Below are 26943 nucleotides of genomic sequence, written 5' to 3'. Positions count from 1 at the left end.
GGCCTGTGCCCGGGCCGATTCCGGCCCGGGCACCGTCCGTCATTTACAGAAAGCTGTGTCCACTGTGGCCATGACAGCCTTCGAGCCCCGTTCGGCGTCGCCGAAGGTTCCCGGCAACGCGGTCACCGCCAGCCCGACGACGCGGCCGTCCTCCGTGGCCCCGCCGCGGGTCTCGAATCCGGGGATGTCGCCGCCGTGCCCCCAGTAGACCCCGCCGCAGGTGAGCGGGTTGCTCATCAGGCCGAGGCCGTACCGCGTCCCCGGGAACAAGGGCGCGTCCACCGTCTTCCGCATTTCGGCCAGTTGCGCGGCGGGCATCAGCTTCCCTTCGAGCAGAACCCGGAAGAACCGCGCCAGGTCACTGGGCGTCGAGATCAGCTGCCCGGCGGCCCCGCCCCAGGAAGGATCCATCTCGGTCGCGTCGATCACCTTGCCGGTGGCGACATTCCCGGTCGCGTACCCCTGCGGGTGCCGCCCCTGGATGGTCTGGTCGCCGACCTGCGGCCAGTAGGTGTGCCGCAGGCCCACCCGCTTGATCACCCGCTCGGTGATCTGCTCCTGGATCGGGCGCCCGGTCACCTTCTCGATCACCATGCCCGCCAGCAGGTAGCCGGTGTTGCTGTACTCCCACTTGGTCCCGGGCGCGAACTTCGCCGGATGCGCGAGTGCCGCGGTGAGCAGCTCGGAGGGCTGGAAGAACCGGTGCTGTACCTGCTCGAAATCCTGCAGCCCGAGATGTTCGGTGTAGTTCGGGAGTCCGCTGGTGTGCTGCAGCAACTGCCGGATGGTGATCTTCGTGGCGTCGATGCCCTCGCCGCGCACCAGTCCGGGCAGGTACTTCTCGATCGGCGCGTCCAGCTCGACCTTTCCTTCGGCCACCAGCTGCAGGACGGCCACCGCGGTGAACGTCTTCGTGTTGCTGCCCGCCCGGACCTGGCCGTCGCGCGGGACCGGGACCTGCCTGTCGATCCGCGAGGAACCCGCCACCAGCGACGTCGTACGGCCGCGGTTGTTCACCCAGGCGAGCGCGGCCGGGAACTTCTCCTGGCTCACCAACGCGTCGAGCCCCTTCTGCAACTCCGATCCCTTGGGCGGTGCCGCGTCCGCCGCGGTGGTCCACACGGTGCCCATCAGGCCCGCCACGGTCAGGACCACCGCGCCCTTTCGGACGGTCGAGGTGCCTTTGCTCGTCATTCGCTCTCCCTCATCGCCGGATCAACACGGACAACGATGGTCGAATCAGGCACGAAGATCAGGAGTGCGGCCTACCGGATTCCGGGTAGCGCTGGCACTACCGGGCGCCCTCCGGAAATATTTCTCGGACAAAGATTCGTCCGACCATTGTCCGGGCGGGATCCGGATGGTTAAGGTCATTTCGGCAAGTGGACTAGACCACCCGAGCCGGGAGGCGACGATGCCCCTCGACGAACAGCAGACCTGGGCGATCCTGCGGGAGCTGGACGAGCCGGACCAGTGGGAGCACCCGCACGACTTCGATGGACCCGCGTCGCGGGCCCGGTTCGAACGGCTGGCCGCTCGGCTGGATCTCCGGTTCGCCTGTTCGTGCGAAGTGGACCGGCGGGTCCAGAACGCCAGCCATCTGGGCAGGATCGTGATCCCGGCGAGCGCGACCTCGGCTCCGGATCACCTGACCATCACGGTGAGCAATTTCGGCGGCCTCGCGGCGGCGACCCTCGGGAACCCCGGCAGCTACGACGAGGACGAGGAACTGGCGTACTTCCCGCGGCCGGACCGGAAACGGATCGAAGACGAGCTGGAAGCACTCGGCTACCTGCTCGTCTCCGAACATCCCTTGTGGACGAGGTACAACGGGATCAGCGGTTTCGACGCCCTCTACCCGCCGGACCGCCCACCGGCCTGGTGGGACCGTTTCTTCGACTACCTGTAGGCGGGATTCGCCAGCGCTTCGGCGACCTCAGCCGCGTCGCGCGTACTGATGAGCAACTCGTCGAAGTGCAGGCCGGAGCTCGCACGATCGAGCTCGACCCGCAGCGCCGGCACCCCGCGGCGGACCGAAACCAGCTGACGGACGCCCGTCCCCAAACCCCAGAACCCCACCTTCAGCACTCCGCTGATCAGGACCCCGGCGCGTCCGCCCCGCGCCCGCCCCACGGCGGATTCGACGCGCTCGACGGCCCGGATCGCCGAGACCGGAACGACCACCTCATCGCGCCACACGGCCAGGCGCTCCCAGGCCGAGAACTTCACTCGCAACTCGCCGCCGACGACCTTCATCCGCGCCATCACGACCACCTTCCCTCAGATATCTGGCTGATGTAGCTGTTATAGCAAGTGTATAGCAGATATCCTCATTACATGCTGCTGACCCTCGACCTCGACAGCGAGGTACCGATCTACCAGCAGATCCGTGACCGGATCGTCGAAGCGATCGCCGAAGGCGTCCTGAACGAGGGCAGCGCCCTGCCCTCCACCCGGCAGCTCGGCGCCGATCTGGGGATCAACTTCCACACCGTCAACAAGGCCTACGACCTGCTCCGGACGCAGGGCGTCATCCGGATCAACCGCAAGACCGGCGCGGTCGTCCGGCGCGACCCGGGTTCCGGACCGGCCGACGGTGGTTACGCGGACGAGTGGCAGGAGCGGCTGCACACGCTCCTCGCGGAAGCCGTCGTGCTCGGGCTTGCTCCCACCGAGGTGACCGGCCGGTGCGAGACCGTGCTGGAGGCGTTCGCCACCAAGGACGGCGCGCGCTCGTGACCGCCCCGATCTGGCTGAACCTGACGTTGATCGCGTTCACCGCGGCGGTGTTCGGAGCGACTCCCGCGCTGGCGCGGCCGACCCTGCCGTTCGGCGTCCGGATCCCGGCCCGGCGGATCGGCGATCCCGCTGTCGCCCGCACCCGCCGCCGCTACCGGCGGGGCATCGTGACCACGGCCGTGCTCGCCGGCCTCGCCGTCGTCCTCTCCCCCGCCGTATTCGCCTGGACCCCCCGTATCGACGTCGTCCTGACCACGCTCGTCGTGGTCTGCGCGCTGCTCGGAAGCCTCGCGCACCACTCGATCGTCACGGCGAAACGCGACGGCGACTGGTACGCCGGGACGAAGCAGGCCGTCGCCGCCGACACGTCGTTGCGGACCGATCCGGTTCGTCCACAGTGGATTCTCATCGCTCCGGCCACGGCTCTCGCGGTGATCACCACGGTCGTCGGCATGCTCGCGGGCATGGACGCGTACGCCACCGTCTTCGCCCAGTTCCTGATCGTCGCACTGGTCGCGCTTCTGGCTCTGGCGATCCCCCGGGCCCGTCCCGAGATCGACGCCGGGCAGCCCGCCGGGTCCGCGGCCCGGTACCGCGAATACCTCCACGGGGTGCTCAGCCTGCTGCTGGTCTCCGCGGGCTGCGCGAACGCGACCCTGCTCGTGGTCTCGCTCCAGGTCTGGACGCTGGTCGAGACGACCGTGCCGATCACGGTGGTCGGCTACTCGCCGCTCGTCGTCGCCTTCGCCGCGTGGACGGTGTTCTCCTACCGCGCCGGTGACGCCGGGCATCGCCTCGCTCCCGCGAGTGAGGGAGCGGAGACGCGGTACGAGCAGCGCGACGACGACCGCTACTGGCGCGTGGCCGGGATGGTGTACCTGAATCGGAACGATCCGGCGCTGCTGGTGCATCGACGGGTCGGCACCTACTGGACGCTCAACCTCGGGCACCCGGTGAGCTGGGTGATCCTCACCGCGGTCGCCGTGGTCGCGGTGCTCGCCGGATTCGGCGTGCTCACGCTGCCGTCGAAGGGCGCGTGACGGCCTGTGACCAAGGGCGTCCGGGGCGCTCGTTACCCTGAGGCAATGACGTCGCACAAGACCCCTCAAACGATGAAGCCCGCGACAGCGGCGAAGAAGCTGGGTGTGTACCTCGAAGCCACCCCGGCGGAGTTCCAGGAGGGTGTCGTCTCCCGCGACGAACTGAACACGCTTCAGACCGACCCGCCCGAATGGCTGCGGGCCCTGCGCCGCAACGGCCCGCACCCGCGGTCGGTCATCGCCGCGAAGCTGGGCATCTCCATCAGCGGGCTGGCGCGAGGCGGGATCACCGACGCCCTCACCACCGAGCAGATCGACGAGGTCAAGACGGCCGACCCGGATTGGCTGCAGCGGGAGCGCGCCACCCAGGCCGACGTCCGCAAGGAAGAAGCGCGACTGAAGGAAGCCCGCACCGAGGCTTCCTGACCAGCGGCTGGAGAACTACAGGCTAGGAACGGCGGCGGGGTTTCCCGCGCTTACCACCCTTGGGGGCGCCCGACCCACGCTGCCGTGCCCCGCCCGCCGACCTGCCTGCCGCCTTGCCCGCCGGCGGCTTGCGTCCCCCGGATTCGGGGCGCTTGCTCTTCACCTGTTTCGCCTGCTCCGGGGCCGGTTGCCGGCCCCGGGTGCTGTTGACGGTCCGGCCGCGGACGATCCCGATGAACTGTTCCATCAGGTCAGTGGTCTCGTCCTCGGGCCAGGACAGCGCGACGCCCGACTCGGGTGTGCCGGAGATCGGCCGGAAGGTGAGATCGCGGCGGTGGTGCAGCCGCGCGAGGGACTGCGGGACGACCAGCAGCCCGACCCCGGCCGCGACCAGTTCGATGGCGTCCGCCGTGGTGGCCGGGCGCTCCAGCGCGGGCTTCCCGGGCGGCCGTTCCCAGTCCAGGATGTCGTCGAGCGGATGCAGCACGACGTCGTCGGCGATGTCGTCGGCCGAGACCTCCTCCGCCGTGGCGACGAGGTGGTCCTTCGGGACGACGACCACGCTGGTCTCGGTGTAGAGCGGGATCGCGTGCAGGCCGGTCCGGTCGATCGGCAGGCGCAGCAGGACCGCGTCGGCTCCCCCGTCCCGGACGAGCGCGGCGGCCTCGGCGGCCGTCGTCTGGACGAGTTCGAGCGGGACGCCCGGCGACCGCTCGTTCCAGATCCGCACCCACTTCGAGGGCGTCACCCCGGGGACGTACGCGAGCGTGAAAGACGGAGAGACGTCCGGGCCGGTCATGGCCCCAGGTTACCGGGCGCGGCGTGACTCCCCGTGAGTGGTGAGTCCGTGAAGGACTCCTTGAGGGACTCTGAGTCCCTCAAGGAGTCCTTCACGGACCTCCCCCGCTACGGGGTCCAGGCTCCTGAGACCGCCCAGCTGACGTCCTGGTCGTACGACACCGGGTTGTCGAACGGGTGGCCGCCGCCGCTCGCGGCGACGAACACCTCCTCGATGTAGTGCCGCATGTTCGTGCCCAGTTCGTTCACCGACGCCAGCCGGACCCCGCCGGCTCCCGGCTGGGCGCAGAACGTCGCGTCCTTCCGGAACAGGTCGGTGTTGTCGTTCCCGCCCAGGCGCACCCGGAAGTCCGCGTGCCGCAGGAACTGGCCCGGATAGTTCCGTGCCTCCAGCGAATAGCACGACGGGTCGGCCAGCCCGCGCCGGACGACGAACGTGGCGTCCGCCTTCAGCACCGCCGCACTCGCCGCGTTCACCACGTCCGTCCGCGCGAGACCGTCACGGTGCCGCAGGTAGCGGTCGCCGAAGCCCGGCGTGGTCACCTTGAACGACCGTGCCTGGTCGAGCGGCAGGTCGGCGCCGCTGCGCCATAACGGGCCCGAGGCCGCCCACGTCGTGTCCGCCGCGAAGCCCGCCGCGGTGTCCCATGGGTTCGGCCCGCCGCTGCGCGCGAGATAGACCGTCTCGGCTTGGTGGCGGATGTAGGCGCCCCGCTGGTTGTACGACTCCAGCGCCGTGCCGCCCGCCCCTTCCCGCGCGCAGAAGGTCGCGTCCGCCGCGAACAGCGCTGAACCGTTGTTCGCGTCCTTGCGGATCCGGGAGGACGCGTGCCGCAGGAACTGCCCGGGGTAGTTCCGGGACTCGAACGACAGGCACGACGCGTCCGCGAGACCCTGCCGGGCCCAGAACGTCGCGTCCTTCTTGGCGACGTCCGCGCTGCCCTCACCGAGGACGTCGGTGCGGACGAAGTCGTTCTGGTGCCGCAGGTACCGGTCGGTGTACCCGGCCGTGGTGACCCGCAGCGACACGGGTTCGCCGCGGCCGACCTCGGTGCCCTTGGCGAGGGCGAGCACACGCTGGTTGATCTCGCGTACCCGCGCCTCGGACATCTTCAGCACCCGGCGGTCGTAGGTGTAGAAGCCGTTGACCTCGTTCTCGACGTCGTACGGTTCGGTGTAGATCGACGCGGAAAGCCCGCGACCATGCACGAACCGGCCGACCTGCTTGGTGATCTCCACGTACCGGTTGGTCAGCGACGTCTCGTCCGGATACAGCGCTCCGTAGGCGAAACCCTTGCCCGGCTCCCATTCGTGCCCGACGACGCGTCTGCCGAGGCCGCCGTACTCGCCCAGCACCGCGACCCGACGCGCGTCCGGGAGCCGCGTACCGGTCGAGATCTGGTAGGCGTGGTCGTCGATCACGTCGCCGTTGCCGGGATCCGGATCGGACACGCAGCAGTTCGACCCGGAGTTGTGGTTGATCAGCCGAGTGTTGTCGATCGACCGGACCAGGTCGACGATGCGGTCGGCTTCGTACTCGCCCCAGCCCTCGTTGAACGGGACCCACTGCACGATCGACGTGATGCCCTTGTGCTGCTCGATCATCCGCCGCAGTTCGGACTCGAAGTTCGCGTGCCCGTTGGGGACTTCATCGATGGCGTCCAGTGACGGCATGTCCTGCCACACCATCAGGCCGAGCCGGTCCGCGTGATAGAACCACCGCGCCGGTTCGACCTTGATGTGCTTGCGGACCATGTTGAAGCCCAACGCCTTCTGGCGTTCGAGGTCGAACCGGAGCGCCTCGTCGGTCGGCGCGGTGTAGATGCCGTCCGGCCAGTAGCCCTGGTCCAGCGTGCCCAGCTGGAAGACGAACTTCCCGTTGAGCAGCGGGCGCATCACGCCGCCGACCATCGCCTTGCCGAGCGAGCGCATGCCGAAGTACCCGGTGACGGCGTCCCCTCCGGGAAGCCGGACCCGCAGGTCGTACAGGAACGGATCGTCGGGTGACCAGAGGCGCGCGTTCGGTACCGGGATCCGCAGGTGCGAGCCGACGGCGCCGGTCGCGGTGCCGACCACCTGACCGCCCGAAAGCACTTCGGCCGTCGCCTGCTGCCCGGCCGTGCCCTGGACGACGAGGTCGAGCGCACCGCCGGGGACGTCCGGGGTGGTGTCGAGCCGGGTGATGTTCTCGGCCCGGACCGGTTCGAGCCAGACGGTCTGCCAGATTCCGGACGCCGCGGTGTAGAAGATCCCGCCGGGCGTCTTGCGCTGTTTCCCGATCGGGTAACGGCTTCCGTCGACAGGTGACGCGACGCCGACGACGATCTCGTTCTCCCCCGCCTTCAGCGCCGGGGTGATGTCGAACGAGAACGCGTCGAAGCCGCCGGTGTGGTCGCCGACGGCCGTTCCGTTGACCCAGACCCTGGTCTCCCAGGTGACCGCGCCGAAGTTGAGCTTCACGCGACGTCCGTCCCAAGTGGACGGAACAGAGAAGGTCCGGCGGTAGAACATGTTGTCCTCGTGCCGTTTGATCCCCGACAACATCGATTCGATCGGGTAGGGCACGAGGACGTTCTCGCTCAGCGGTCTGCCGATCGGTGGTGAGTTCAGGTTCGGCGCGCCGGCGAAACCCCAGGTCCCGTTGAGGTTGAGCCACTCCGAGCGCACCAGTTGCGGACGCGGGTACTCGGGCAGCGCGTTGGACGGCGAGACCTGATCCGTCCAAGGGGTCGGCAACGGGACAGGAGCGGCTTGGGCGACTGGGGCCAGGGTCGTGGCGGCGACCAGCAGACCGGCGACGACACTCAGGGCGCGCGCGGTTCTTCGGTGCATGCGATCTCCCTATCTTCGGGTGGTCGTACGGGCCAGCGACCGCTGCAGAACAACGACCACCAGCAGGAACGCGCCGCTGACCACCGACTGGTAGTTGCTGTCGAGAGTTCCTATCTGGTTGATGACGTTCTGGATGACCGTTCGGATGCCCACCCCGATGACCGTTCCGAGAATCGTGCCCATCCCGCCGGTCAGCAGGGTGCCGCCGATGACGACGACGGAGATGGCGTCCAGTTCGAGGCCGACCCCGATGACAGTGACGCCGGATTGCAGATAAGCCGCGGTGAGCGCGCCGGCCAGGCCGGACAGCACACCGCTCATGACGTAGACGGTGACCTTGGTGCGCGCCACCGGCAGGCCCATCAGTTTCGCGGACTGCTCGTTGCCGCCGGTCGCGAACACCGACTGCCCGAACCGGGTCCGCCGCAGCACCAGCCCGCCGATCAGGCACAGGGCCGCCGCGATGAACACCGGATAGCCGAACCCGAACAGCGTGCCGCGGCCTAGTTCGACGAACGCCTCCCCTTCCGGGATCTTGTACGTCGTCGCGCCCTCCGAGGTGATCGCGAGCAGCAATCCCCGGGCGAACAACAAGGTCGCCAGCGTGACGATGAACGGCGCCATCCCGGTTTTCGCGACCAGGAGCCCGTTGATCAGCCCGATGAGCCCGCACACCACCAGCGGGAGCAGCAGCGCGAAAAGGAATCCCCATTGCGAGCCATAAGCCGCGAGGACACCGCCGAGCGCGTAGACCGAGCCCACGGACAGGTCGATCCCGCCGGTGATGATCACGAACGTCATCCCGAGCGCGATCACCGCGAGGAACGAACTCTGCAACGCGATGTCGCGCAGGTTGTCCATGCTGCCGAAGCGCGGGAACAGCAGCCACGCCACCAGGACCATGAGCACCAGCGCGATCGCCGCGCCCTGTTTCTGCAGCACCCCGGTCATCAGCTCGCGCCGGGTCGAGTCCTGCCCGGCCATCGTCGGCGCCGCGGTCATCGGCTGCTCCGTTCCCGTGCTACGTAAACCGCGCCGATGATGATCGCGGCCTGGATCATCTGCGCGGTGGAATCCGGCAGGTTGTGCTTGATGAGGGTGGCGCGGACGAGCTGCATGAGCAGGACGCCCATCACCGTGCCGAGGATGCGGACGCGTCCGCCGGTCAGCGGGGTCCCGCCGACCACGACCGCGGTGATCGCGGAAAGTTCCATCAGCAGTCCGGCGTCCGCGGGGTCGCCGGCGCCGAGCCGCGCGGTGGAGAGCACCCCGGCCAGTGCCGCCAGCAGCCCGCAGATCGCGTAGACGCCGATCAGGACGCGGTTGACCGGCAGCCCGGCCAGCACGCTCGCCCGGCGGTTGCCGCCGATGGCGACCAGCTGCCTGCCGAACGCCGTCTTCCCGACCAGCGCCGCCATCAGCACGGCCAGGACGGCCGCGATGAGGACGCTCACCGGGATCCCGAGCACGTCACCGTTGCCCAGCGCCAGGAATCCCGGGTCGTGCAGCTGGACGAGCTGGCCGTCGGCGAGCACCAGGGCGAGCCCGCGCCCTCCGACGAGTAACGCGAGGGTGGCGACGATCGGCTGGATCCCGACTCTGGCCACGAGGACGCCGTTGAACGCGCCGGCGGCGAGGCCGGCCGCGAGGGCGATGGCCACCGCGGGCAGTGTCCCGGCCCCGAGATACAGCGGGACCAGCGCGGCCGACAACGCCATCACCGCGCCCACCGACAGGTCGACGCCTTCGGTGCCGATCACCAGCGCCATCCCGAGCGCGACCACCAGGACCGGCGCGGCCTGGATGAGCTGGGTGCGGAAGTTCCCGACGGTCAGGAAGTTGGTGGTGAACGCGATGTTGAACAGCACCAGCGCGACGACGGCGACGTACACGCCGTATTCCTGCAGCCACCGCGCGACCCGGGTCCGGTCCACCGTTCTCGCCGTCTCTGTCATGGTGGTTCCCGGATCCTCTGTTCTCCGCTGGGTGCTAGTCATCGGCGTTCCCGCCCGAGGCGATCGCGGCCAGCACGTGGTCCTGGGTCAGGCTCTCCCCCGCCAGCTCACCGACGACCGCACCGTCCTTGAGGACCACCAACCGGTCGGCACCGTCGAGGAGTTCCTCCATCTCCGAGGAGATCAGCAGGACCGCCAGCCCCTCTCGGGCGAGTTCGTCGATCAGCGCCTGCACTTCGGCCTTCGCGCCGACGTCGATGCCGCGGGTCGGTTCGTCGAGCAGCAGCACCTTGGGTTCGGTGCAGAGCCATCGGGCGAGCAGGACCTTCTGCTGGTTGCCGCCGGAGAGTTCGGCGACCTTCTGATCGGGGCTGGACACCTTGATCCGCAGGCGTTTCACGAAGGTGTCGACGATCCGGTCCTGCCGGGACCGGCTCACCAGGCCGAAGCGGGACAGCCTCGGCAACGCGGCGAGCACGATGTTCTCCCGCACCGAAAGATGCGGGATGATCCCTTCGGTCTTGCGGTCCTCGGCGAGCATGCTGACACCCGCGCGCATCGCGGCGGCGACATTCCCTCGCGGGATCGGCTTTCCTCCGACGAGGACGGTGCCACCGGACAGCGGGAGGTCGCCGACGATCGCTCGCGCGGTCTCGGTCCGTCCGGAGCCGAGAAGCCCGGCCAGCCCGACGATCTCGCCCGGTTTGATCGACACCGAAACACCGGCCAGCCGGTTTCCGCTGGTGAGGTTTTCCGCGCGCAGCACCGGTTCCCTGCCCGCCTCGTGGTCGCCTTCGAAGGCTGTCGCGCCGTGGATGCGGATGTCGCCGACGCTGCGGCCGAGCATCATCGACACGAGCTCCAGCCGTGGCAGGTCGGCCAGCGGTCCGGTGTGGACACGCTTGCCGTCCCGCAGCACCGTCACGTGGTCGCAGATCCGGTACAGCTCGTCCATCCGGTGGCTGACGTACACGATCGCGATGCCGCGCTCGTGCAGCTTGCCGATGACCTCGAACAACGTCTCGACCTCGCGCGGCTCCAGCGACGACGTCGGCTCGTCCATGATGACGACGTCGGCGTCGACCGAAACCGCGCGGGCCAAGGCCACCATCTGCTGCGCGCCCACGCTGAGTGTCCCGAGTGGACGGCGGACGTCGGTGTGGATCCCGTAGTCCGCCAGCAAGGCCGCGGCGTCGCTGTTCATCCGCGCCCAGTCCACGAGGCCGAACCTGCTCCTCGGCTCGCGGCCGAGGAACACGTTGCTCGCCACGCTCATCAGCGGGATGAGGTTGACCTCCTGGTAGATCGTGGAGATCGCGCCACGGGCGTGGAGCGTGCCGGAATCCGGCCGGTGCACGCCCGTGAGCACCTTGATCAGCGTCGACTTGCCGGCGCCGTTCTCCCCGACCAGGGCGTGCACCTCACCCGGCCGGAGCGTGAACGAGACGTCGTCGAGCGCGCGCACCCCGGCGAACGTCTTCGTCACGCCTTCGACCTCGAGAACCGGTTCCATCGTCAGTACGCGTTCCCGAGCTTCTGCGCGGCGTTCGCCGAGTCGTACTGGTCGTCGGAGATCACCACGGTCGGCGGGATCTCCTTGCCGGCGGCGAAGTCCTGCAACGTGGAGAAGGCGAGCGGTCCGAAGCGCGGGTTGGACTCGATGACAGCGTTGTAGCTGCCGTCGGCGATGAGCTGGACGGCGTTGCGGGTGCCGTCGATCGAGACGATCTTGACGTCCTTGCCCGGCGTCTTGCCCGCCGCCTTCAGCGCGGTGACCGCGCCGATGCCCATCTCGTCGTTCTCGGCGTAGACGGCGGTGATCTCGGGGTTGCTCTGGATCAGCTGCTCCATCACCGCCTGGCCCTTGGACCGGTCGAACTCACCGGTCTGCTCGGCCACGATCGAGATACCCGTGGTCGCGGCGATCTCGTCCTTGAAACCCTTGGTGCGGTCGGTGGTCACGTTGTTGCCGGAAGCGCCCAGCAGGATCGCGACCTTGCCGGAGCCGCCGGTCGCCTTGACCATTTCCTGCGCCGCGCGCTTGCCCTGCTCGACGAAGTTCGACCCGATGAAGGTCAGGTAGTCGCCGCACGGCTGCGAAGTCACCTTGCGGTCGATCGTGATGACCGGGACCTTCTTGGCCTTCGCGGCGTCGAGGGCGGGCTGGAGGCCGTCGGAGTTCAGCGGCGCGACGATGAGCAGCTGCGCGCCCCGGTCCAGCAGTGACTTGATATCGCTGACCTGCTTGTTGAGGTCGCTCTGCGCGTTGGTGACCAGCAGTTTGTCCGCCGGGACACCGAGTTTCGCGGCTTCGTCCTTGATGGACTGGGTTTCGGCGATCCGGAACGGGTTCGCCTCCTTCTCCGACTGGGAGAAACCGATGACCGCGTTCTTCACGTCCACCTGCGGGTAGCCGGTCTTCTCGCGGGCACACCCCGGTCCGGCGGCCTGGCTCGGTGCCGCCGAAGCGGCCGGTCCCGCCCCCGACGGGGCGGTTTGCTGGGTCTCGCGGCTGGTGCAGGCCGTCAGCGCGAGCGCGAGGCCGGTCACCAGGAGCAGGGTGCGGCGGATGGGCAGGGACATCGAACGCTCCTCGGGGAAGTCGAGCACACGGGTCTGCGGTGACCCATGTCACTCGTAAGGACGATGCCAGATTTACATCGTTGGTACAACGTTGTAAATCCACCGTTCGCATGGCTAGGCTGTGCCGATCTGTGCTGAGGGGCCGGATCTGGAGCGAAAAGGGGTGAGGGTGGCCACGCTCAAGGACGTCGCCAAGCTCGCGGGCGTCTCGGTGAAGACCGTGTCGAACGTCGTCAACGGCTACGACTTCGTGAAGCCGGACAACCGCCGCCGGGTCGAGGAGGCGCTGGCATCGACCGGGTACCGGCCCAACCTCGGTGCCCGCAACCTTCGCCGAGGCCGCACCGGGTTCCTCGGGTTGATGCTGCCCGAACTGAGCATCCCGTACTTCGGCGAGCTCGCCGGCCTGGTGCTGCAAGCGGCGCAGGAGCACGAGTGGAACGTCCTCATCGAACAGACCCTCGGCACCCGCGAGCGGGAGCGCAACGCGCTCTCCGCACTGGGGCCGCACTTGATCGACGGGGCGATCATCAGCCCGGAAGCGCTGCGCACCAGCGATTTCGGCGATCTGGCGCCCGGCGTCCCGCTGGTGATGCTCGGTGAGCACGTCGTCGACGTCCCGATCGACCACGTCGGCATCGACAACGTGCAGGCCGCCCGGATCGCGGTACGGCACCTGATCTCACTCGGCCGCCGCCGGATCGCCGCCATCGGCGCACACCCCCAGCGGCACACCGCCGCGCAACGGCTCGAGGGCTACCACTCCGCGCTCGAACAGGCCGGGCTGAAGCCCGTCCCGGAACTGGTCGTCCCGGCCCTGCGCTACCACCGCGCCAACGGTGCCGAGGCGATGTCGCATCTGCTTTCGCTGCCGGAGCCGCCCGACGCGGTGTTCTGCTTCAACGACCTTCTCGCCATAGGTGCGCTTCGCGCCGCCGCCGAACGCGGCGTCCAGGTACCCGGCGATATGGCGATCGTGGGCTTCGACAACAACGAAGAGAGCGCGTACAGCCTTCCGTCGCTGACGACGATCGCCCCCGACAAGGCCGCGATCGCGCGAGCGGCGGTCGATCTGCTGCGGCGGCGCATCGCCGGCGGGAGCGACCTCGAACCGGAGGACGTCCAGACGCCGTTCTCGCTGGAGATCCGGAACAGCACGATCTCGTGAGCAAGAAGCGATTAGAGGACTAAACGCGGTCCGTGGGCACCCACGAGTCGGTATCTTTCATCCGTGAACCGGGCCCTGGCCGTACTGACCGTCGTCGCATACGTGACGCTGCCGCTCGGTTCGGCCAATTACGAGACCCTCGTGCTGCCGACGCTCATCGTCGGCCTGGTCTACGCCGCGATCGCCATCGCCGGCTTCCCGTGGGTCCAGAAACGGGGCCGCGCGCTGGCCGTCGGCTATGTCTGCGTTCAGTTACCGCTCGGCTTCACGCTGTTTTCGCTCTCGGGCGCCGCGGTCGGGTCGGTGCTGCTCCTGGTGGTCCTGATCTCCCACACCGTGTTGCTCCTGCCGCTGCCCGTGGCGTTCGTGGTAGCGCTGGTCATCCCGCTGATCCACCTGCCGATGGAGCCGCTCGACGGGCTCCGGGAAGGACTCGGGACGCTCGCGGTGATGGTGTTCGCCGCCGTGGTGACCGAACTGGTCGTCCGGGAACAGCGGGCGCGGGAGGCACTGGCCGAGGCGCACGAACGGCTTCGCGACTACGCGGCCCAGGCCGAGCAACTGGCGACCACGCAGGAACGCAACCGGCTCGCCCGCGACATCCACGACGGCCTCGGTCACCATCTCACCGTCGTGCAGATGATGCTGCAGGCCGCCAGGGCGGTGATCCACACCGCCGACACGGACAAGGTCGACGGGATGCTCGCCAAGGCACAGGATCAGTCGCGGGAGGCGCTCGCCGAGGTCCGTCGTTCGGTGTCGGCGTTGCGGGAACCGCGGGCCGAGCCGCTCGTCGAAGCGTTGCGGGCCTTGACCGACGAGGCTTCCGCGGCCGGCGTGCCGACCGGGTTCGAGGTCAAGGGGACGGCCAGGGACACCCGGGCCGAGGTGGAGGAGTCGCTGTTCCGGGCGGCCCAGGAGGGACTGACCAACGTGCGCAAGCACGCGCGGGCCAAGGCCGCGAACGTCGTGCTCGACTACGCCGGCACCGATCTGGTGCGGCTCGAAATCCGCGACGACGGCCTCGGATTGCCCGAGGATTCCGCGACGGGTAACGGTTTCGGGCTCGTCGGTCTGCGGGAACGGGTGGGCGGCCTCGGCGGCCGGGTCTCGGTGGAGTCCGCCGAAGGACACGGGCTGACCCTCACCGTGGAGGTGCCGGGATGAGCGTCCGTGTGCTGATCGTCGACGACCAGGCCCTGTTCCGGGAGGCGCTGGCGACACTGCTGGAGGTCCAGCCGGAGATCGACGTCGTCGGCGAGGCGGCCGACGGGGAGCAGGCCGTAGGGCTCTGCGCCGAACTGCGGCCCGACGTCGCGCTGATGGATCTGCGGATGCCGGTGCTGGACGGGATCGCGGCCACCGCCCGGTTGCGAGCCGAACAACCCGGGGTACGGGTGCTGGCGCTGACGACGTTCGACGACGACGTGGACGTCTTCGCCGCGCTGCGGGCGGGCGCCGTCGGGTATCTGCTCAAGGACGTCTCGTCGACGCGGCTGGTCGAGGCGCTGGTCGCCGCCCAACGCGGCGAATCGGTGCTGCAGCCGTCGGTCGCCGCGAAACTCGTGGCCAAGGTGGCGCAGATGCCGGCCGAAACCCCGCGCCCGTTGGCCACGCCGCTTTCGGACCGTGAACTGGAAGTGCTCCGGCTGCTGTCGGACGGCCACAGCAACCGCGAGATCGCGAAGGCCCTGTTCCTCGCCGAGGGCACGGTGAAGAACCTCGTGACGAGCGTGCTGTCCAAGCTCCAGGTGCGGGACCGGACCCAGGCCGCCCTGCGCGCCAAAGAACTCGGCCTGTTCTGAGCATGCGGGGGTCACATGACCTCGCCCATGACTTCCGGCACCTGCCGATATGCCCCCGCGCGGCCGAACATTGCTCCCGTCGCACCGAACCGCGAGGGAGCCAAAGATGAACCACACACCGGCCACGACGGAAACCGGGACCCGCAAACGGGCCGTCCTCCACTTCACCCGCCACGCCGTGGAGATGCTCCTCGCCATGGTGGCCGGGATGATCGTCCTCGAACCGGTCTGGTCGTTCGCCTGGCCGGGTCTCGCCGGGAACGTCACCGCGAGCGCGCTCGTCATGGCGACGAACATGTCGCTCGGCATGGCGCTGTGGATGCGGATCCGCCGCCACGGCTGGGCCTCGATCGCGGAGATGTCGGCCGCGATGTACCTGCCCTACGTGATCTTCATGCCGTTCTTCTGGACCGGCCTGGTTTCCGGCTCGACCCTGATGATGGCCGGGCATGTCCTGATGGTGCCCGCGATGCTCGCGGCCATGTTCCGCCGTCGCACCGAGTACGGAGCCTGACGATGCGTACCTTTGTCCGTGTCACGCTGACCGTGCTCGCCTTCGTGGTCGCCGCACTGGCCCTGCCGCTCACACTCGGCGGTGTCACACTCAGCGCCAGCTTCGAAAACCGTTACACGCCAAGAACCGACGGTCTCTCGCCGCAACCGGTGCATCGGGCGCACGATCCCGCCAAGCCCACCGCGGTGGTCGTCGTGGGCAACGAAGGCGCCGTCGTCTCCGACACCCTCGCCCCCTACGAGGTCCTGGCGACGACGGGCGCGTTCAACGTCTACACGGTCGCGCCGGAAGCCCGGCCGGTCACCTTGACCGGTGGCCTCGACCTCGTCCCGGACCTGAGTTTCGCGGGCCTCGACCGGCTGCTCGGTTCCGCCGCCCCGGACGTCGTGGTGGTGCCCGCGCTGCCCGATCTCGGCGAGCCGAGCACCCGCCCGGTCACCGACTGGCTGAAGCAGCAGTCGGCGAAGGGCACGCTGCTCATGAGTGTCTGCAACGGTTCGGGCGTCCTCGCGTCGGCCGGCCTGCTGGACGGCCGGCACGCGACGGCGCACTGGTTCCGCATCGGCGGCTTCGACGACGAGTTCCCCGCCGTGGACTGGATTCGCGGCACGCGCTACGTCGACGACGGGAACATCCTGACCACCGCCGGGATCCTGTCCGGGATCGACGGCGCGCTCCGGGTCACCGAGCGCCTCGCCGGCCCGGAAGCCGCGCGGAAGGCGGCCGACGCCGTCGGGTGGGCACATTACTCCCCCGGCGCGAGCAAGCCGATGGTGCAGAACACCTTCGAGGCCGCGGACGCCGTCGTCGGCTTCAATACCGCGTTCCGCTGGGACAAGCAGAATCTCGGGGTGCTGCTGACCACCGGGATCCGGGAGCTGGAACTCGCCGCCGTCTTCGACACCTACGGGGAGTCCTTGGCCGTCACCACCCTGGCCGTCGGCCTCGACGGTGCGCCGATCCAGTCGCGGCACGGGCTGACATTCGCTCCGCGCGACACCCCCGGCGCGGTGGCGGACGACCTCGACCGGCTGATCGTGCCCGGCGCCGACGCGGCCGCCCGGCGCGCCGCCGACCAGTACGCCGGGCTCGCACCCGTGTACCTGCACGGTGAAGCGGGTTTCCCGTTCGACGCCGTGCTCGAAGACCTGGTGCGCCTCACGGATACCGCGACCACGCGGTGGACGGCCAGGACACTGGAGTATCCGACCGAACACCTCACGCTCAGCGGTTCGGCGTGGCCGTGGACGGTCACGCTCCGGCCGATCGGGCTCGCCGTCCTCGGGCTGCTGGCGGCCTTCGGTGTCCGTGGCCTCGTCCGCCGGTTCAGTCCGGCCGGTGCCGGACGCCGACCACCAGCTGCGGAATCCCGGTGAGCCCGACCCGCCCCCTACTCCGCTCTCGGGCCCGGACCGATCTCCCGCGCCACTCGGTACCGCGGGTTCGCGGTCACCCGTGACTCCACCTCGCCGGGCAAGCCGTCGAGCGCCGCCTGGATGGCTTCGATACGGCCCGCGGTATCCGACGTTTCCTCGAAGTGCCGGTAGTCGGCCTCGGTCGCCCAGCTGACGAGGTTGAAGACCCTCGTGCCGTCGATGCTCACGTGGAAGCGCGACGAGACGTAGCCCGGGTAGAACCGGACCCAGCGCTCCTGGATCTCGGCGAAGGCGTCCACCAGCGCCGCCTGGGTCGCGCGGCCGTCGGTCGCGTACTCGATGATCGAGTAGAAGCCCTTGTCCTCGGTCATTTTCACTCCTCAACAGATGTTCAGGAGTTCAGGATTCAACCTCCACCTCGGTGGAGATCAAGAGTGAGCTGCCTCATGCGCGATGATCGCGAGCTGGATCCGGTTGGTCAGGTCGAGCCGGGTCAGCGCGCTGGAGATCGTCGCCTTGATGCTGGAGCGCGAAAGGTGCAGGCGCTCGGCGATCTCCACGTTGCTCAGCCCCTCCGCGACGGCGTGCGCGACTTCGCGTTCCCGCTCGGTGAGCAGGTCCATCCGGGCCCGCGCGGAACCGGGATCCGGCCCTCGCCGCGCGGCCATCGCGATCACGCTCCGGGTGACGTCCGGGGACAGCACCGGTTCCCCCGCCGCCGCGCGCCGGACAGCGTCGACGATCTCCTCCGGCGGGGTGTGCTTGAGCAGAAAACCCGCCGCTCCGGCGCGCAAGGCGGCGAGCACGGTTTCGTCGGTGTCGAACGTCGTCAGCATGACCACGGCGGGTGCGGGCGCGCCGGTCCGGCGGCCGAGCGCGGCGGTGGCGGCGATCCCGTCGAGCACCGGCATCCGGACGTCCATCAGCACGACGTCCGGCCGCAGCCGTGTCACGGCGTCCACCACGTCGGCGCCGTCCGCCGCCTCGCCGACGACCTCCACGTCGGCGGCGCCGCCCAGCATGAGTTTGAGGCCACCGCGGACAAGAGGGTCGTCGTCGACCACGAGCACCTTGATCACGATGTGCACGGTATCCGGGCCCGCATGCGGAACTCCCCTTCGCTGATCTCCCGGGTCAGTTCCCCGCCGTGCAGCGCGACCCGTTCGGCGAGTCCGATCAGGCCCGCGCCGGCACCGGGGAGCTCGCTCGTGGTGACGCCGATCGGCGCGGCGTTCGCGACCTGGACCAGCACCTCGCCCGCCGCCGCGTCGCTCACGAGCACGTCGACGGCGGCGCCGGGAGCGTGTTTCCGGGCGTTCGTCAGTCCTTCTTGGACGATCCGGTAGATCGTGCGCTGAACCTGCGGCCTCAGTTTCCCGAGCCCGGCGGCGAAGTCGGCCCGGATCTGCTGCCCGCTGCGCCGGGCCTCGTCGAGGAGGTCCGGCAGCCGGTCCGCCGTGGGCTGCGGCGCCTCCCGCCCGTTCTCGCCGTCCGGCTCCTGGCGTAACAGGTCGAGCACCTCGCGGAGTTCTTCGAGCGCCAGGTTGGCGTTCGACCGCACGACGCCGACCACATCCCGCACCTCGGCCGCCGAAGGTTCCGGCGCGGCACCCTGTTCCGCCTGCTTCGTGCGGTATTCGAGCGCTCCGGCGTGCACCGCGAGCAGCGAGATCCGGTGCGCCAGGACGTCGTGCATCTCCCGCGCGATCCGCTGCCGCTCGGCTCGGCGGCTCTCCTCCAGCTCGTGAGTGTGCCCGCGCCGCTCGGCGTCCGCGCGCATCCGCAGGGCCAGCACGACCTGCCTGCGCGCACGCACCGCGAGCCCGGCCGTCACGACCAGTGCTCCACCGAGCACGAGGCTCACCAGCCACGGCAACGGCTGCCGGTCCGCGTTGGGAAAGGACAGGTAGATGTAGGGCACGCTGATCAGCACCGCGACCGCGGTGATCGGCACGGCCGCTTTCCAGCCGCGGTGCAGCGCGAGCGAGAACAGCAAGAGGATCATCGCGGCCGCCGCGGTGTTCGCCAGCGCCCCGGCCGTCCCGGCCAGCAGCCCGGTCACCACCGGGAATCGCCGCCGCCACCAGATCGCGAGACAGACCGCCGCGCCCGCGACCGGGTCGGCGATCTGGGCCCATCCGGGCAGGCCCAGCACGTCGGGGACCACGAAGTACGCCAGCTCGGCCAGCCAGACCAGCGCCGCGATCGCGAACATCGTGAGATCGACTGCCCAGTCGCGGGGCGTGCGCCGGTCCGCGCCGGACCGCTCACCCGGCTCGTCGGCACGGGCGAGCTCACCGGGCAGCATCCAGCGGTCCACCGACGGCGTCATGGCCATGGTCAGCAGTGTAGATAAGGACAGTCCGGACAAGTGGCCATATTCTTCGCGGCCACCTGGCCAGGCGATGTGCCCCGCGGACCGAGGCGACGCTCCCCCGGCACCGGCCATCGTGAGGCCATGCAGACCGAAACGATGCCCGCCCTGCGGCTGGACGGGCTGACGAAGACGTTCTCCGGGAAGACCGCCGCCGACCGCGTGAGCCTGACCGTGCCCACCGGTTCCCTGACCGGGCTCGTCGGCCCGAACGGCGCGGGCAAGACCACCTCGCTCGCGATGACCGTCGGGTTGCTGCGGCCCGACTCCGGGACGGCGGTGGTACACGGCGTCGATGTCTGGACCGAACCCACGAAGGCGAAGACCATGCTCGGGGTCCTGCCCGACGGCCTCGCCCTGCCCGAACGCCCTGACCGGAGGCGAACTGCTCACCTACTGGGGCCTGCTGCGGGGCATGGACGCGGCCGTCGTGCGATCCCGGGCGATCGAACTGATGCGGATCCTCGAACTCGACGAAGCCGAGGAACGCGGTGTGCTCGTGATCGAGTACTCGACCGGGATGCGCAAGAAGATCGGCCTGGCGACGGCGTTGCTGCACGCGCCCAAGGTCCTCGTGCTCGACGAACCGTTCGAGGCCGTCGACCCGGTGTCGGCGCGGGTCCTGCGGGCGATGCTGCTGAGGTTCGTGGCCGCGGGCGGCTCGGTGGTCATCTCCTCGCATGTCATGTCGCTGGTCGAGGGCCTGTGCGACCGCGTGGCCGTCATCGCCGAGGGTCAGGTCGTCGCGAACGGCACGCTCGCCGAAGTACGCGGCGGCTCGACGCTCGAAGACGTCTTCGTCCGGCTCGTCGGCGACCGCGGTGTCGGAGAGGAGGACCTGCTGTGGTTGGCGACCTGATCCGGCTCAAACTCACGATCCAGCGGCACACGCACAGCTGGAAACGGCTCCTCGGGCTGGTGTCCGGCCTCCTCGCGGCGGCGGGCACCTGGGCGATCGTGTTCGTCGCCGAACCCGCCGCCCGCACGGACGTCCTGCTGCTCGTCCTCGCGGCCTGGACGGCAGGCTGGATCGTCGGCCCCGTCCTCACCTCCGGTGCGGCGATGCTCCGGCCGGAGTACTTCACCCTCCTGCCGCTGCGCCGGCGCACGCTCGGGACCGGACTGCTCGCCTCCGCGTTCGTCGGTGTCGGTGGTGCGGTGACGGCGATCGCGTCGCTGGCGTTGATCGCCTACGCGCTCGTCAGCGCCGACGACTCCACCGCCATCGCGGCGGCCGTGACCGGGCTGATCGGCGCGAAACTCCTGCTCGTGTTCGTGGTCGCGCTCTCCCGCGCCGTCTACGCGTTGCTCGGCGCGGCGATGCGCACCAACCTGGGCGTGGAACTCGCGGCCGTCCAGTACGGGTTGCTGCTCTCCTCGATGACGGCGGGCTGGGCCGTGGTCCGCCCGGTCCTGAGTTCCCTTCCGGTGTTCCTGCGCGACGGATTCGGGACCATCCCGGCCCGGGCGGCACTGGAGTGGACGCCGTTCGGGCTGCCCGTCCGCGCCGTGGACGCGATGGCGGCCGGGCGGCCGTGGTCCGCGGTGGGTTCCATCGCCCTGCTCGCCGCCGTCACCGCGGTCGTGACGCTCGCCGCGATCGCGCTGCTGACCCCGCACGTCGGCGACCGCACCGCGCGCCGCCGTCGGCGCCCCTGGGGCAGCCGCGCGCTCACTCGCGCCCGGCTGTTGCCCGCGAGCCCGCTCGGCGCGGTCGTCGGCAAGGAACTCCGCACCTGGTGGCGGGATCCCTGGCGGAGCCTGGAAGTGCGCTCGGCCATCTGGTTCGGCGTGTTCATCGCGGTGTACGCGGCGATCGCCGGGGTGCCCGAGATCGCCGGGCTCGCCGGTGTCGCCGTCGCGCTGACGGTCGCGCTCAGCGGTGCCAACCTCTTCGGCCAGGACGGCACCGCGTTGTGGCAGCTCGTGGTGGCCGAAAGCCGGGAGTCGGTGCGCGCGGACATCCGTGGCCGCCAGATCGGTATCACCGTCCTTTTCGGACTTCCCGCGTTCGTGCTCTGCGTGGCGATGATGGCCGTGACGGGGATCTTCGACTACGTCGTCCCGATCCTGGCGACGCTGACAGCGCTGCTCGGGGTCGGCTGCGGCACGGCGGTGGTGATGTCGGTGCTCGGCGCGACACCCGGCGTCGATCCGCACAAGCGGGTCAACGCCACCGACGCGGGCGAGAACACCGTCGGGATCTTCGCGGCGTTCCAGATCCAGCTGTGGGCGACGGCGCCGACCACCGGGATGGCGGCGGCGCTGGCCTTCGCCGGCGCCTCGCTCCCTTCGTGGTTCGGGGCGGCGACCCTCGCCGTGGCCGTGGTCAACGCCTTCGCGGGTGCCTGGCTCGGTGGCGCCCTCGCGACACGCAGGCTCGCGACGCATCTACCGGAGACCTTCGCCAAGCTCCGCTACCCCGTGCGTACCGAAAAGGCGGCATAGCTTTCCGCCCGGCCGCGTGGGGGTGCGGCCGGGCGGATCCCGGGACGACCTCGAAAGCTGACAGATCGGACACATTGCTCCCACCGGCCCTGGTGAACGGCCGCTCACTCGGCGAGGATCGCCCGATGAGCGACAGCGGCAAGGTGTTCCAACTGATCGCCCGGGGCGGGCTCGTGTGTTACGCCGTCGTGCACCTGCTCGTCGCTTGGCTCGCGGCACAGCTCGCCCTCGGCGACGTCGGCAAGGCGGACAAGGCCGGCGCGCTGCAGGTGGTGGTCGCGGAAGGGGGCGCGTGGCTGCTCTGGGTGATCGTCGCCGGCCTCGGAGTGCTGGCCCTGTGGCAGCTGAGTGAGGCGATCACCGGGCACCGGCACGTCGACGAGCGACGACGGGTGCTGCGCCGGATCGTCAGCGGGATCGAGGTCGTCCTGTACGGCCTGATCGCCTACAGCGCGGCGAAGGTCGCCGTCTCGGGCGCGGATGAGGGACAGTCCTCCTTGGTCGCGGACATCCTCGCCGAGTCCTACGGCCAGGTGCTGGTGACCGTCATCGGGATCGTCGTCGTCGGGGTGGCGGTGTTCCTCGCCTCGCGCGGGCTCCGGAAGACCTTCGTGCGGGAACTCGACTTCGGCCGCGCCACCGCCACGACCAAGACCATCACGATCCAGCTCGGCCAGGTCGGCTGGATCGCGCTCTCCGCCGCGTACGGCACCATCGGCGTGCTGACGGTGATCGCCGCGGTCACCTTCGACCCCGCCAAGGCGAGTGGCCTCGACATCGCGCTGAAGACGCTGCTCGCCCAGCCCTACGGCAGCCCGATGCTCCTCACGCTCGCGGCCGGGATCGCCGCCTTCGGGGCCTTCGCGATCCTGGACGCGCGCTTCCGCAAGATCTGATCTGCCCGGCGCGACGACCTGTGGCACGGTGAACTCGTCTGGAGGTCGTGATGACAGGTGTGATCGGGCGGATTCGCGAGCAGGGTGCGGACGAGCGGCAGACGCGGATCGTCGACGTCTTGGTGGAGGCCTTCGACGACCTCATGCGGGCGGACGCCGACGCGTTCCGCCGCAAGTTCCGCAAGATGGCCGCGGCGCCGTTCGCCTTCTACCGCGGCTCGGCATGCCTGTTCTACGCCGACATGGCGCACGAGGACGACCCGTGGGCGAACGACGAGACCGGTCGCGTGTGGATCCAGGGCGATCTCCATGCCGAGAACTTCGGCAGCTATATGGACTCGTCCGGGACACTGGTGTTCGACGTCAACGACTTCGACGAGGCCTACCTCGGAAGCTTCACCTGGGATCTCAAGCGCCTCGCGGCCAGCGTCGCGTTGCTGGCCTGGAGCAAGGCGATCTCGGACGACGACATCGCGACGCTGATCGAAACCTATCTGCGGGCGTATGTGAAGCAGGTGCGCGAGTACGCCGAGCGTCCCGGCGACGAACTCGTCCGGCTCCAGCTGGACAGCACCGAGGGCGTCCTGCACGACATCCTGCTGCGCGCCCGGCTGAAGACCCGGATCGACCTGCTGGACGAAGTGACCACGGTGGAGGACTACGACCGCCGGTTCCGGCACAGCCCGGGGACGCGGATCCTGGAGGACGCCGAACGCGCGACCGCGATCAGCGCCTTCGAGTCCTATTTGGACACCATCCCGAAGGGCAAGCGGTTCGGCAGTATCACCTACCGGGTCAAGGACATCGTCGGCCGGACCGGCTTCGGAATCGGCTCGGCCGGGCTGCCCGCGTACAACATCCTCGTCGAAGGCCGGACTCAGGCGCTCGAGAACGACGTCGTCCTCTCGATGAAACAGGGCAATATCGCCGCGCCGAGCCGGCTCGTGTCCGACCAGCGCATCCGCGACTACTTCAGCAACGAGGGCCACCGCACCGCCGTCTCACAACGCGCTCTGCAGGCGCACGCGGATCCTTGGCTCGGTCACACGGAAATCGACGGGGTCGGCTTCGTCGTCTCGGAGCTGTCGCCCTATGTGGACGATCTGGACTGGTCGGATCTGACCGAGCCCGCCGAAATGCGGCCGGTACTCGACTACCTCGGCCGGGCCACCGCGAAGATGCACTGCGTCTCCGACTCGGATTCCGAGCAGACCCTGGTCGACTTCCAGAGCGAAGCGGCCATCGCCGCGGTGATCGGTGAGCGCGAGGACGAGTTCGTCCGCACGCTCACCGAGTTCGGGATGGCCTACGCCGAGCAGTCCCGAGAGGACCACCGGTTGTTCGTCGATGCCTTCCGGGGCGGGAAGATCCCCGCCGTCCGGCCCGCCGCGAAGAGCTGACCGGACGACGGGGAGCGCACCTATTCCCGGAGGCCGATCGCCTCGATCGGCTTCGACCGCAGCGCCACCCGGGTCGCGAGACCGAGCGAAACCAGGCCGAGCAGGATCGCCCCGGCGATGATCCCGCCGAAGACGGCGACCGGTCCCGGCGGCACCGGGTTGCCGCGCAGGGCGAGGTTCAGCACGGCGAGGGGAACCCCCGCCACGATCGTCCCCAGCAGGGCCGCGACCCCGACCGTCACCAGTGCTTCGAACCGCATCATCCGCACCACCTGACGCTTCGTGGTACCGATCAGGCGCAGCAGGGCGAACTCGCGGGATCGCTGTGCCGTGCTCATCACCAGCGTGTTGGCCACCGAGATCACGACGTAGCCGAGGATCACCCCGACCGCGACCAGGTTCACGTAGAACTGGGCCTGCTGCTGGCCTCCGCCGGGGGCGGCCACGGAGGATCCCGGAGCCACGGCCAGGCCCGGATAGCGGACCGCGAGGTCACGCAAAGCGGCGGTCACGACCGTGGAATCGGCGTCGGGTTGCTCCCGCACCAGCACCGAGTCGTCCAGCCGGTCGCCGGTGTGCGCCCGAGCCAGTTCGGCGGGCAGCACGTAGCGGCCGAACGCCTGATCGCGGGTGTAGGTGGCGACCAGCCGCAGCTTGGCCGGTGACCCGTCACCGAAGAAGAACTCGACCTCGTCGCCGATCTTCTTTTCGTACCAGTCGGCTTCGGACTCGCTCATCGCCACGGTGTCGCCGGTCAGGTCGGCGATCCTGCCCGAAACGACGCCCAGGTCGAGGTTTCCGCGTACCTGGTCACCGGCCAGACCTTGCGCCGGGTACCGCTCGACGCGCAGGCTTTCCTGCTCCTGCACCGTGTTGAGCACCTCGGTGCGCACGACCGGGGTCGCGGCGGCCACACCGGGAATCCGCCGCGCGGCCTCGGCCACCTCCGGCGAGAGACCGCCGGTGCTGCTCCCGATCACGTGGTCGGCCGACGTCGACGCCACGGTCTCTTCCTGCCGTGCGGCGGCGGCGGTGGTCTGGCTGTAGAACATCGTCAGGGCGAACGAGACCGCCAGCATCACCGGGGTCACCGCGGCGGCCAGCCGTCGCGAGTTGGCCTGGCTGTTCGCGGCGGCCAGGTAGCCGCTGATCCGGGAGGTCCGGTTGAGCACCGGGGCGATCAGCCGTGTCATGAACGCGACCACCTTCGGGCTGACCACGGCCAGTCCGATCACGATGATCAGCGCCGACGACGACGAGGCCGCGAGCCCCGGCTCACCGCTCAGGAAGACCGGGACCAGCGTGCCGGCCAGGCCGACCGCCACCAGCGCGCAGCCGATGGTGACGCGGATGCGCCCGAGTTCACGCCGCTCCACCGCGGCCTCGCCGAGCGCCTCCACCGGGCGGATCGACGACGGGCGCCGAGAAGCCGACCACGCGGCCAGCCGGGCCGCGCCGAGGCCGAGCAGCAAGGCGGCGACGAGCGGGATCGGGCTGATCGCCAGTTCGAAGTCCGGCGGGATCACTCCGATGGCGCTGAAGGCGTTCCTCAGCCCGTACCCCACCGCCACCCCCAGCCCGGCTCCCAGCAGCCCGGCGCCCCCCGCGACCAGCATGGTCTCGGCGCCGATGAGCTTGCGGATCTGCTGGGGCGTCGCCGCGATCGCCCGCAGCAACGCGAACTCCCGGCGACGCTGGTTGATGACCAGCGCCAGCGTGCTGGCCACCACGAACACCGCGATCAGGATCGCGAAGCCGCCGAACGAGCCCGCGAGCGCCATCAGCAGCATCCGGGTCTGGCTGACGTCGAGGAACTCGACCGTGCTGCGTTCCACCCCGGTCGTCACCGTCACGTCGCCGCCGACGGCGTCGCGGATCCGGTCGGCCAGGTCACCCGGTGAGACCCCCGGGTCGGCCAGCACACCGATCGCGTGCGCCCGGCCCGGCTTCCCGGCCAGTTCGGCGGCCTTCTCCTGCGAGAAGAACATCGCGGACTGCCTCGAAAGGCCGTCACCCGATTTCGGGGCGGCGATCCCGGAAACCCGGAATTCCGCCGGGGTCGACCGGGTCGCGATCTTCACCCGCTGCCCGACGGTCACCCCGCTCCGGGCCGCCAGAGCGGCGTCGAGGACGACCTCGTCACCGCCGGCGGGTGCCTGGCCGTCGCGCAGCGAAAACGGCGCCAGCGCGGCGGCGTCCCAGTTGTGGCCCAGAGACTGGCCACCCTCCGGCCCGGTCAGTGCCTGACCGTCGGCGGCCACGACGTTGGCGGGGAAGCTCTGCTCCGCCACCGCGCCGCGGACGCCGGGGACCGCGGTGATCGTCCCGGCCAGCGTCACCGGAACCGAGGCCTGCTCGGCGACCTGCTGGGTTTCGAGGGCGCCCACCCCGGGCGGGTCGACCGTCTGCTGTCCGCCGACCACGACCGCCGCGTCGGCGTACCGCTGGGTCGGGACACCCGCCCGCAGCCCGGATTCCATCAGGACCCCGCAGCCGGCGACCAGCGCCGTGCCGCAGAGGACCGCGATGAACGCGCCGACGAAACCGCTCAAACGGGTCTTCGTCGTCTGCCATGCCAAATCCCACATG

25 protein-coding genes and 1 pseudogene are annotated in these 26943 nt (G+C 69.7%); 14 read left to right on the top strand and 12 right to left on the bottom strand.

Going from position 1 to position 26943, the window contains the following annotated elements; genetic code table 11:
• Positions 1-39 precede the first annotated feature (39 nt).
• A complete protein-coding gene (locus ACLJRL_RS33635; RefSeq protein WP_410660383.1) occupies positions 40-1194 on the bottom strand; it encodes a serine hydrolase domain-containing protein in 1155 nt (384 codons plus the stop codon).
• A gap of 220 nt (positions 1195-1414) precedes the next feature.
• On the opposite strand from ACLJRL_RS33635, the gene ACLJRL_RS33630 reads away from it, so the two are divergent.
• On the top strand, positions 1415-1909 hold the full coding sequence (locus tag ACLJRL_RS33630) for a hypothetical protein (RefSeq protein WP_410660382.1): 495 nt from the start codon (positions 1415-1417) through the stop codon (positions 1907-1909).
• Here ACLJRL_RS33630 and ACLJRL_RS33625 read toward each other — a convergent pair.
• Positions 1900-2265: a hypothetical protein gene (locus ACLJRL_RS33625; protein ID WP_410660381.1), complete on the bottom strand. Its 366-nt coding sequence runs from the start codon at positions 2263-2265 to the stop codon at positions 1900-1902. The genes ACLJRL_RS33630 and ACLJRL_RS33625 overlap by 10 nt on opposite strands.
• Before the next feature lie 72 nt (positions 2266-2337).
• On the opposite strand from ACLJRL_RS33625, the gene ACLJRL_RS33620 reads away from it, so the two are divergent.
• From ACLJRL_RS33620 to ACLJRL_RS33610, 3 genes are all read left to right on the top strand, one after another.
• Positions 2338-2739, top strand: a complete 402-nt coding sequence (locus ACLJRL_RS33620) for a GntR family transcriptional regulator (protein ID WP_410660380.1) — start codon at positions 2338-2340, stop codon at positions 2737-2739.
• Positions 2736-3779 (top strand): DUF5808 domain-containing protein, encoded by a 1044-nt coding sequence (locus ACLJRL_RS33615; RefSeq protein ID WP_410660379.1) that lies wholly within the window; start codon positions 2736-2738, stop codon positions 3777-3779. Before ACLJRL_RS33620 ends, ACLJRL_RS33615 begins: the two co-directional genes overlap by 4 nt.
• A gap of 72 nt (positions 3780-3851) precedes the next feature.
• Positions 3852-4205, top strand: coding sequence for a DUF5997 family protein (locus ACLJRL_RS33610; protein WP_410660482.1), 354 nt, complete (start codon positions 3852-3854; stop codon positions 4203-4205).
• A gap of 22 nt (positions 4206-4227) precedes the next feature.
• On the opposite strand, the gene ACLJRL_RS33605 is transcribed toward ACLJRL_RS33610, so the two are convergent.
• The 6 genes from ACLJRL_RS33605 to ACLJRL_RS33580 form a co-directional block, all read right to left on the bottom strand.
• Positions 4228-5004, bottom strand: coding sequence for a LysR family transcriptional regulator substrate-binding protein (locus tag ACLJRL_RS33605; protein ID WP_410660378.1), 777 nt, complete (start codon positions 5002-5004; stop codon positions 4228-4230).
• Positions 5005-5111: 107 nt separating this feature from the next.
• Positions 5112-7835 (bottom strand): AbfB domain-containing protein, encoded by a 2724-nt coding sequence (locus ACLJRL_RS33600; RefSeq protein ID WP_410660377.1) that lies wholly within the window; start codon positions 7833-7835, stop codon positions 5112-5114.
• A 9-nt stretch (positions 7836-7844) separates the two neighbouring features.
• Entirely contained in the window at positions 7845-8837 is a 993-nt protein-coding gene (locus tag ACLJRL_RS33595) for an ABC transporter permease (RefSeq protein WP_410660376.1), read from the bottom strand.
• Complete coding sequence (locus ACLJRL_RS33590; protein ID WP_410660375.1) at positions 8834-9790, bottom strand: ABC transporter permease; 957 nt, start codon at positions 9788-9790, stop codon at positions 8834-8836. The genes ACLJRL_RS33595 and ACLJRL_RS33590 overlap by 4 nt, the downstream gene beginning before the upstream one ends.
• Positions 9791-9824: 34 nt before the next feature.
• Positions 9825-11303, bottom strand: a complete 1479-nt coding sequence (locus tag ACLJRL_RS33585; RefSeq protein WP_410660374.1) for a sugar ABC transporter ATP-binding protein — start codon at positions 11301-11303, stop codon at positions 9825-9827.
• Positions 11304-11305: 2 nt separating this feature from the next.
• Positions 11306-12373, bottom strand: coding sequence for an ABC transporter substrate-binding protein (locus ACLJRL_RS33580; RefSeq protein WP_410660373.1), 1068 nt, complete (start codon positions 12371-12373; stop codon positions 11306-11308).
• Between the two features lie 169 nt (positions 12374-12542).
• Here ACLJRL_RS33580 and ACLJRL_RS33575 point away from each other — a divergent pair, with 169 nt between their 5' ends.
• The 5 genes from ACLJRL_RS33575 (at position 12543) to ACLJRL_RS33555 (ending at position 17236) form a co-directional block, all read left to right on the top strand.
• A complete protein-coding gene (locus ACLJRL_RS33575) occupies positions 12543-13541 on the top strand; it encodes a LacI family DNA-binding transcriptional regulator (protein WP_410660372.1) in 999 nt (332 codons plus the stop codon).
• A gap of 63 nt (positions 13542-13604) precedes the next feature.
• Entirely contained in the window at positions 13605-14708 is a 1104-nt protein-coding gene (locus ACLJRL_RS33570) for a sensor histidine kinase (RefSeq protein WP_410660371.1), read from the top strand.
• Entirely contained in the window at positions 14705-15346 is a 642-nt protein-coding gene (locus ACLJRL_RS33565; protein WP_410660370.1) for a response regulator, read from the top strand. The genes ACLJRL_RS33570 and ACLJRL_RS33565 overlap by 4 nt, the downstream gene beginning before the upstream one ends.
• Before the next feature lie 106 nt (positions 15347-15452).
• Positions 15453-15860: a hypothetical protein gene (locus ACLJRL_RS33560; RefSeq protein WP_410660369.1), complete on the top strand. Its 408-nt coding sequence runs from the start codon at positions 15453-15455 to the stop codon at positions 15858-15860.
• Between the two features lie 2 nt (positions 15861-15862).
• Positions 15863-17236 carry a DJ-1/PfpI family protein gene (locus ACLJRL_RS33555; RefSeq protein ID WP_410660368.1) on the top strand — a complete coding sequence of 458 codons (1374 nt, stop codon included), beginning with the start codon at positions 15863-15865 and terminating at the stop codon, positions 17234-17236.
• Between the two features lie 14 nt (positions 17237-17250).
• On the opposite strand, the gene ACLJRL_RS33550 is transcribed toward ACLJRL_RS33555, so the two are convergent.
• From ACLJRL_RS33550 to ACLJRL_RS33540, 3 genes are read right to left on the bottom strand one after another with little or no spacing between them, the layout of a single operon-like run.
• The gene (locus ACLJRL_RS33550; protein WP_410660367.1) at positions 17251-17607 is read right to left on the bottom strand and encodes an antibiotic biosynthesis monooxygenase; all 357 of its coding nucleotides are present in this window, start codon (positions 17605-17607) and stop codon (positions 17251-17253) included.
• A 57-nt stretch (positions 17608-17664) separates the two neighbouring features.
• Positions 17665-18315 carry a response regulator gene (locus ACLJRL_RS33545; RefSeq protein WP_410660366.1) on the bottom strand — a complete coding sequence of 217 codons (651 nt, stop codon included), beginning with the start codon at positions 18313-18315 and terminating at the stop codon, positions 17665-17667.
• Positions 18312-19574, bottom strand: a complete 1263-nt coding sequence (locus ACLJRL_RS33540; protein ID WP_410660365.1) for a sensor histidine kinase — start codon at positions 19572-19574, stop codon at positions 18312-18314. Before ACLJRL_RS33540 ends, ACLJRL_RS33545 begins: the two co-directional genes overlap by 4 nt.
• A 120-nt stretch (positions 19575-19694) precedes the next feature.
• Between ACLJRL_RS33540 and ACLJRL_RS33535 the strand changes: the two are divergent.
• From ACLJRL_RS33535 to ACLJRL_RS33515, 5 genes and pseudogenes are all read left to right on the top strand, one after another.
• Positions 19695-19892, top strand: a pseudogene (locus ACLJRL_RS33535) (ATP-binding cassette domain-containing protein); the annotation flags it as partial.
• 13 nt (positions 19893-19905) lie between these two features.
• Positions 19906-20469 (top strand): ATP-binding cassette domain-containing protein, encoded by a 564-nt coding sequence (locus tag ACLJRL_RS33530; RefSeq protein ID WP_410660481.1) that lies wholly within the window; start codon positions 19906-19908, stop codon positions 20467-20469.
• The gene (locus ACLJRL_RS33525) at positions 20454-22058 is read left to right on the top strand and encodes a hypothetical protein (protein WP_410660485.1); all 1605 of its coding nucleotides are present in this window, start codon (positions 20454-20456) and stop codon (positions 22056-22058) included. Before ACLJRL_RS33530 ends, ACLJRL_RS33525 begins: the two co-directional genes overlap by 16 nt.
• 125 nt (positions 22059-22183) lie before the next feature.
• Positions 22184-22954, top strand: a complete 771-nt coding sequence (locus tag ACLJRL_RS33520) for a DUF1206 domain-containing protein (protein WP_410660364.1) — start codon at positions 22184-22186, stop codon at positions 22952-22954.
• Between the two features lie 50 nt (positions 22955-23004).
• Positions 23005-24354: a DUF2252 domain-containing protein gene (locus tag ACLJRL_RS33515; protein WP_410660363.1), complete on the top strand. Its 1350-nt coding sequence runs from the start codon at positions 23005-23007 to the stop codon at positions 24352-24354.
• Between the two features lie 20 nt (positions 24355-24374).
• Here ACLJRL_RS33515 and ACLJRL_RS33510 read toward each other — a convergent pair whose 3' ends face one another.
• The gene (locus tag ACLJRL_RS33510) at positions 24375-26942 is read right to left on the bottom strand and encodes an FtsX-like permease family protein (protein ID WP_410660362.1); all 2568 of its coding nucleotides are present in this window, start codon (positions 26940-26942) and stop codon (positions 24375-24377) included.
• Between the last annotated feature and the right edge of the window lies 1 nt (position 26943).

The sequence above is a fragment of the Amycolatopsis sp. lyj-112 genome (assembly GCF_046549055.1).
Lineage (GTDB): Bacteria > Actinomycetota > Actinomycetes > Mycobacteriales > Pseudonocardiaceae > Amycolatopsis.
Note: the sequence above shows the minus strand (reverse complement) of the source record. Positions and strands in the feature narration are given on the sequence as shown.

Bases quoted from the DNA above. Each gene is read 5' to 3' on its own strand.
- ACLJRL_RS33555 (WP_410660368.1), top strand. From the start codon at position 15,863: ATGCGTACCTTTGTCCGTGTCACGCTGACCGTGCTCGCCTTCGTGGTC.
- ACLJRL_RS33625 (WP_410660381.1), bottom strand. From the start codon at position 2,265: ATGGCGCGGATGAAGGTCGTCGGCGGCGAGTTGCGAGTGAAGTTCTCG.
- ACLJRL_RS33530 (WP_410660481.1), top strand. From the start codon at position 19,906: ATGTCTGGACCGAACCCACGAAGGCGAAGACCATGCTCGGGGTCCTGC.
- ACLJRL_RS33550 (WP_410660367.1), bottom strand. From the start codon at position 17,607: ATGACCGAGGACAAGGGCTTCTACTCGATCATCGAGTACGCGACCGAC.
- ACLJRL_RS33580 (WP_410660373.1), bottom strand. From the start codon at position 12,373: ATGTCCCTGCCCATCCGCCGCACCCTGCTCCTGGTGACCGGCCTCGCG.
- ACLJRL_RS33590 (WP_410660375.1), bottom strand. From the start codon at position 9,790: ATGACAGAGACGGCGAGAACGGTGGACCGGACCCGGGTCGCGCGGTGG.
- ACLJRL_RS33560 (WP_410660369.1), top strand. From the start codon at position 15,453: ATGAACCACACACCGGCCACGACGGAAACCGGGACCCGCAAACGGGCC.
- ACLJRL_RS33630 (WP_410660382.1), top strand. From the start codon at position 1,415: ATGCCCCTCGACGAACAGCAGACCTGGGCGATCCTGCGGGAGCTGGAC.
- ACLJRL_RS33595 (WP_410660376.1), bottom strand. From the start codon at position 8,837: ATGACCGCGGCGCCGACGATGGCCGGGCAGGACTCGACCCGGCGCGAG.
- ACLJRL_RS33515 (WP_410660363.1), top strand. From the start codon at position 23,005: ATGACAGGTGTGATCGGGCGGATTCGCGAGCAGGGTGCGGACGAGCGG.
- ACLJRL_RS33620 (WP_410660380.1), top strand. From the start codon at position 2,338: ATGCTGCTGACCCTCGACCTCGACAGCGAGGTACCGATCTACCAGCAG.
- ACLJRL_RS33510 (WP_410660362.1), bottom strand. From the start codon at position 26,942: ATGTGGGATTTGGCATGGCAGACGACGAAGACCCGTTTGAGCGGTTTC.
- ACLJRL_RS33540 (WP_410660365.1), bottom strand. From the start codon at position 19,574: ATGGCCATGACGCCGTCGGTGGACCGCTGGATGCTGCCCGGTGAGCTC.
- ACLJRL_RS33600 (WP_410660377.1), bottom strand. From the start codon at position 7,835: ATGCACCGAAGAACCGCGCGCGCCCTGAGTGTCGTCGCCGGTCTGCTG.
- ACLJRL_RS33635 (WP_410660383.1), bottom strand. From the start codon at position 1,194: ATGACGAGCAAAGGCACCTCGACCGTCCGAAAGGGCGCGGTGGTCCTG.
- ACLJRL_RS33605 (WP_410660378.1), bottom strand. From the start codon at position 5,004: ATGACCGGCCCGGACGTCTCTCCGTCTTTCACGCTCGCGTACGTCCCC.
- ACLJRL_RS33520 (WP_410660364.1), top strand. From the start codon at position 22,184: ATGAGCGACAGCGGCAAGGTGTTCCAACTGATCGCCCGGGGCGGGCTC.
- ACLJRL_RS33565 (WP_410660370.1), top strand. From the start codon at position 14,705: ATGAGCGTCCGTGTGCTGATCGTCGACGACCAGGCCCTGTTCCGGGAG.
- ACLJRL_RS33610 (WP_410660482.1), top strand. From the start codon at position 3,852: ATGAAGCCCGCGACAGCGGCGAAGAAGCTGGGTGTGTACCTCGAAGCC.
- ACLJRL_RS33585 (WP_410660374.1), bottom strand. From the start codon at position 11,303: ATGGAACCGGTTCTCGAGGTCGAAGGCGTGACGAAGACGTTCGCCGGG.